7 protein-coding genes and 1 tRNA gene are annotated in these 5048 nt (G+C 43.3%); all 8 read right to left on the bottom strand.

Translation table 11 applies throughout. From position 1 onward, the window contains the following. The coding region (locus tag AC3LHT_RS08755) for a vWA domain-containing protein (RefSeq protein ID WP_488662613.1) at positions 1–861 on the bottom strand (861 nt) is incomplete at its 3' end. A 12-nt stretch (positions 862–873) separates the two neighbouring features. Next, entirely contained in the window at positions 874–1380 is a 507-nt protein-coding gene (locus tag AC3LHT_RS08750; protein ID WP_290666228.1) for a hypothetical protein, read from the bottom strand. Positions 1381–1599: 219 nt separating this feature from the next. Further along, positions 1600–1675: transfer RNA gene (locus tag AC3LHT_RS08745), tRNA-Pro, on the bottom strand. Positions 1676–1722: 47 nt separating this feature from the next. Further along, complete coding sequence (locus tag AC3LHT_RS08740; RefSeq protein WP_290647205.1) at positions 1723–2064, bottom strand: hydrogenase maturation nickel metallochaperone HypA/HybF; 342 nt, start codon at positions 2062–2064, stop codon at positions 1723–1725. 13 nt (positions 2065–2077) lie between these two features. Continuing rightward, positions 2078–3055 (bottom strand): hydrogenase expression/formation protein HypE, encoded by a 978-nt coding sequence (gene hypE / locus AC3LHT_RS08735; protein ID WP_290647204.1) that lies wholly within the window; start codon positions 3053–3055, stop codon positions 2078–2080. Between the two features lie 48 nt (positions 3056–3103). Continuing rightward, positions 3104–4126 (bottom strand): hydrogenase formation protein HypD, encoded by a 1023-nt coding sequence (gene hypD / locus AC3LHT_RS08730; RefSeq protein ID WP_290647203.1) that lies wholly within the window; start codon positions 4124–4126, stop codon positions 3104–3106. Continuing rightward, positions 4116–4340: a HypC/HybG/HupF family hydrogenase formation chaperone gene (locus AC3LHT_RS08725; RefSeq protein WP_290647202.1), complete on the bottom strand. Its 225-nt coding sequence runs from the start codon at positions 4338–4340 to the stop codon at positions 4116–4118. Before AC3LHT_RS08725 ends, hypD begins: the two co-directional genes overlap by 11 nt. Positions 4341–4344: 4 nt before the next feature. Beyond that, positions 4345–5048: Kae1-like domain-containing protein (locus AC3LHT_RS08720; RefSeq protein ID WP_488662612.1), on the bottom strand; the 704-nt coding region annotated here is incomplete at its 5' end.

Below are 5048 nucleotides of genomic sequence, written 5' to 3'. Positions count from 1 at the left end.
ATCACCTATAGAGTAGTAAGTACCCGTAGAAGCGATTATGTGGAATGTTGCGTACCCCAATATGGCACTCAAAACATCGGTCTTTGTGTACTTCGGCTCAAAATCATTTGTTGGTGGAGAAGGCCAGGGAATTGTTACCGGCTGATCGCCTGTATAATGGCTGAAGGCATCAGTAAGCATTATAAAAATTCTCTGTGAACCGGGGCGCCAGGCCATATTATTCCAGGCAAACATAATAGCACCATAGGCGTTTTCAGGGCCATCTGCTCCGTAACCTACAGCAAGCTCCTGAGTATAAGAAGCAGCAGTTGTTGGATCAACCAAACCAAGATACGGTGGATCAAACCCTATATTATCAGTTGTGTCTGGATCCGCCGGGACGTAATCTCCATAAGGAACTATCCCAACTTTCACATCGATTCCCGCTGCTGCCAGGTCGTTCAAAAATTCAGTCATGCTGTTTTTAACTCCTGCGATTTCTGTACCCATACTTCCAGTTACATCGACCAAAAAAACTATATCTGCGCCAATACGGGCTTCTGTTTCCTTTAACAGCGCAAATCCCTGAGCTTTTCCATCTTCGAAAAGAAGAAGATTATCAGGATTCAAATCGCCTGAATAATCTTTAATGACCATTCTCAGCTTCACAGGCATGGCAGTGTCCACAGGGTTTAATATAGGAACGCTGATTGGAAGCCTGTCTACGGAAACAAGAATTTCAAGGTCATTTCCCCATGGATCAGGGATTTTGACGCCGACAGGATCCAGGGGTATGGCAAGCTGGAGAACCGGTATGATCCCACAGGAGGCCAGTATAATCGCAACAACCGAAATGATTATCAATCTAGTTATAATCTTCATCCTGACCACCTCCTAAAATTCCAGCCCTGCACCAACGTGCAGGCTGAAGACGCCGGACCAACCAACCATATACGGCCCACCTGAAAGACCACCAATGGTCATCACTTCCCCAAATACATTGATGAAATTCATCAACAGTAAATTGACCCCCAGCTTCACATGAAAAGCCCTGTCTGAATAGAGAAGAAAGAGGGAATCCCTAAAATCAGCAAGCAATATGAGACCCACGCCAGCATAAACTGAAAGGTCGTTATCGAGTTGAAAATTCAACAATACTGTGGGGTCAATTTCCATTACCGAAAAGGCTGACCAGTCAAGGTAAGGAATGTCTGATACTGAGGTGATAGGGATAAAACCATTTACTTCTGCTCTAAGAGTCCCATCGCCTATCTGCACCCCAATCCCGAGAATCTGTCTATTCAGACCCCCAAGCTCGCTGCCTATTAAGCCATGTACGCTCAATGAAAAAGCTGTCGCAGCGAGCATAACGACAAGTAAAATAGCAAGTATTCGTACCATACTCACACCTCCCTCAGTTCAAATTTTATCAGTCGTATGTGTAATAACTGATGAAAGAGTGGAGCTGAAAATTAACTATATGTAGAGCTTTAAAGAAGAAATGATTTCGAAGTTGTACTGGACAAAAGATTTCTATTGATACGCAATATATCAGACGTTTGCAATAATATGTGGTTGTTGAAAGAAAAAATAAAACGGCGCTGTTAAGCGCCGTTAAAATGGTCGGGGCGACTGGACTTGAACCAGCGACCTTCTGCGCCCCATGCAGACACGCTTCCATCTGCGCTACGCCCCGCCAATTGGAATTGTAGCATAGATGGAACTCTCTTTCAAGAGGGATTTTTACTTATAGGAAATTGCTTTGATGTAGATCGCATCTCCGTTTTTAACCCTTATAGCGCCACCGCATTCAGGGCATCGGGTCTCAAGATCTTTGGAAAAGAACTCATTGCCACAGTCACGACACTGATAGTGGAGTTCGTCCGTAACAAAATCAATTTCAACGTTTTTAAAATCGGTGTTTTCCTTTATCAAGTCAAAAGCTTCTTTTATATGACCTTTGTCCACCATTGCCAGCTTGCCAACGCCGACAGTGATTTTTCTGATTCTCTTTAACTCTTCCGGGGTGATTTCGCTTTCAATGTAGAGTTTTATTTTCTCTGCAATAGATAACTCATGATGCATTCTTCCAGCCCTCCTAACATATCCTTGGTGTTAATTCTTCTACAAGCATGGGCAAGACACGCTCAACACCGTATCGATTTTTTAACATTACCCTTGGAATAACACTCTTTTCACGTACGTAGCCTATAAAAGAAGGATAAAAGCCCAGATCGTTGAGCGCGTCCATAACATCTCCAGTGTCCCTTTCGCTGCAGAAAATCGCTGCAGTCCCTTCACATGCAAGATAAAGAGGATCAATACCGAGTATTTCCGATATGACTTTAACCCCTTCTGGAACGAGCAGCATATCTTCATTGATGACTATATCGCAACCTGCACTTGCGGCTATTTCATTGAGTATTTGGGCCACTCCGCCACGAGTAGCATCTCTCATTGTTCTGATATCAAAAGCCTTTACGATTTCTAAAAGCGGCGTGAGCGAACGGCAATCCGAATTGAAACTCACATCGAATCCCTTCCTCAGAGCCATAATCGTGGCACCATGAAGTCCTATGGGACCAGTTAATACTATGGCGTTTCCCGGTTCTACATTGGTAACGCTCAGGGGTTTTCCAACACTTTTTCCAAAACAAGTAGTGTTGATCACCAGTCCATCGAGACTTCCTTTGTTCATTACCTTGGTATCTCCACAGAGAATCTTCAAGTTGTTCCTCCTAAGCTCATTGTCAAGGGAATTGATTATACATTCGAAGGATTTAAGAGAAAAACCCTCTTCCAAAATAATCGAAAGTGTCATGTAGATTGGTTCTGCGCCGAGCATTACCACATCATTTACGCTACCAGTGACTGCCAGTTTTCCGATATCTCCACCCGGAAAGAAAAGAGGATAAACGGTGAAGCTATCTGTACTGACCACATCAACCGACTTTGCAATCACACCAGCATCCTCTTCCATCGAAACCACTGTGCTGTTTAAATGTTCTTCAATAAACTTTAAAAGTTCAATCTGGCGTTTGCCGCTATTATGATGAATCGTAATCGTTCCGTCCATACTATCCCCCCACATTGATTCGATATAACGAGTGCCATAACCATAACTCTACGTGTTGATCTCTTTTCTATACAAGAAAGCGGCATGGCAAGAGCCTTCAGAGGAAACCATACATGGGCCCATAGGTCTTTCAGGGTTACAGGCAATGCCAAAGAATTTACACTCTTCGGGATCGAGTTTGCCTTTGAGCACCTGACCACAAGGGCACTGATCTTTTGAAGATATTTTACATAATTCCGGATATATTTGCAAAGCGTTTATAACACTGTCTTCTGATTTTAACGCATAACCTGAATTCGGAATGATGCCAAGCCCTCTCCATTCCGCATCGGAAGCACCAAATAGCTCCTCCAGCGTTTCAATGGCTAACGGATTTCCAGTACGCATTACGGTGGAGTAGTACGCATTAAAAACACCTGAAACCCCTGTAACGAGCATCTCATACATCTTTTCAAGGGCAAAAACAAGCAATTCCCTTGTGAACCCGGCGATTACAAAAGGTTTTTTGAATTTTTCTGAAAGCCTTTTGAAAGGTAATTCCCCGATGATTGTTGCAACATGCCCCGGGCATAGTAATCCATCTATCGCACAATCTGGATCTGACAAAAGTGTTTCTATTGCTGGAGGAATACGTTTTAGAAGATTATATATGTAGAGGTTTTTCATTGACGAGTTTTCGATTTCTGAAATCAAACCAGCAACAAGCGGTGCTGTGGTTTCAAAACCGATAGCTGCAAACACCGCGGCTTCAGCGGGATCTTTTTTCATGTCCTCAATAATCTCAAGTGGATTGTAAATTTCCCTTACATCGGCTCCAAGTGCCTTCTTTTCTCTCAAGGTTCCAAAGCTTCCGGGGACTTTCATCAAATCACCAAAGGTATATATTCGGACACCCTGATCACATAAATATATCAATCGGTCAACATCACTCTGTGAAGTGACGCATACCGGGCATCCGGGACCGCTGATCAATTTCATCTTATTGCGATAAACTTCCCTCAAGCCATATTGCATGAGAGCATGGGTATGCGTCCCGCAAACCTCCATGACGTTGAATACTCTACTTTCCAAGGTATTTCCCCAACCTTTTACCAGCTTTTTCTATTTCTCTCGCCGAATCGACATCAACTCTCTGGATTGCAAATCCTGCATGAACAAGCACATAATCCCCTTTCTTCGCCTTATTTATAAACCTAACATCGATTTCCAGCTTCACCCCGGCTTTTTCTGCCAATGCTTTGTTGCCATTGACTTCTATTATTTTAAGCGGTACAGCCAGACACATGTTATCACCTCGATTCCCTTTCTTTTAACAAGTAGAAGTAAGCCTGTCCCAATGCAATTCCTTCATCGTTAGGAGAAACTTGTTCGTTTACATATACAATAAAGCCGGATTTCTTGAGAGTCTCCACGCACATAGACAAAAGAAGGCTATTTTGAAAGACACCCCCGGACAGGCATACATTTTGCTCTCCGGTTTCTGCCCTTAGCTTTTTGCAAAGTTCTAGCACCACATTAGATAACAATTGATGAAAGGCCCGGCTTAATTCCTCAACTGTCGCTTCTTTCTCCTTTTTCAGAGCAACGATCTTTTTTATACAATTTCTCAGGTCGATTTCCCATAAGCCTTCTTTTTTAACAAGCGCGAAGGGCAATCTCAAGTTACTGGGTACTGAAGAGGCGGCGCTTTCAAGCTTCATAGCCGCTTCACCTTCATACGTATTCCTCTGGCATATTCCCAATAGTGATGAAACAGCATCAAATAACCTTCCAGCCGATGACGTCATTACTGCGGCAGTGTTTATAAGCTTCAGTTCGTCGGTGGACAAATTTTCCCCTGCATCAAAAAGATATGCCAAAGCCATAAGATCAGGTCTCTTGGCAGCATTTTCGCCTTCTGGCATTGAAACTCGCCTTAACCGTCCTTTTCTTTGCCATTTTGCACCATTAACCAGAAAAAACTCTCCTCCCCAGACCGTACCGTCAGTACCGT

The organism is Kosmotoga sp., assembly GCF_982836095.1.
Note: the sequence above shows the minus strand (reverse complement) of the source record. Positions and strands in the feature narration are given on the sequence as shown.

Bases quoted from the DNA above. Each gene is read 5' to 3' on its own strand.
- hypE (WP_290647204.1), bottom strand. From the start codon at position 3,055: ATGGACGGAACGATTACGATTCATCATAATAGCGGCAAACGCCAGATT.
- AC3LHT_RS08725 (WP_290647202.1), bottom strand. From the start codon at position 4,340: ATGTGTCTGGCTGTACCGCTTAAAATAATAGAAGTCAATGGCAACAAA.
- AC3LHT_RS08740 (WP_290647205.1), bottom strand. From the start codon at position 2,064: ATGCATCATGAGTTATCTATTGCAGAGAAAATAAAACTCTACATTGAA.
- AC3LHT_RS08750 (WP_290666228.1), bottom strand. From the start codon at position 1,380: ATGGTACGAATACTTGCTATTTTACTTGTCGTTATGCTCGCTGCGACA.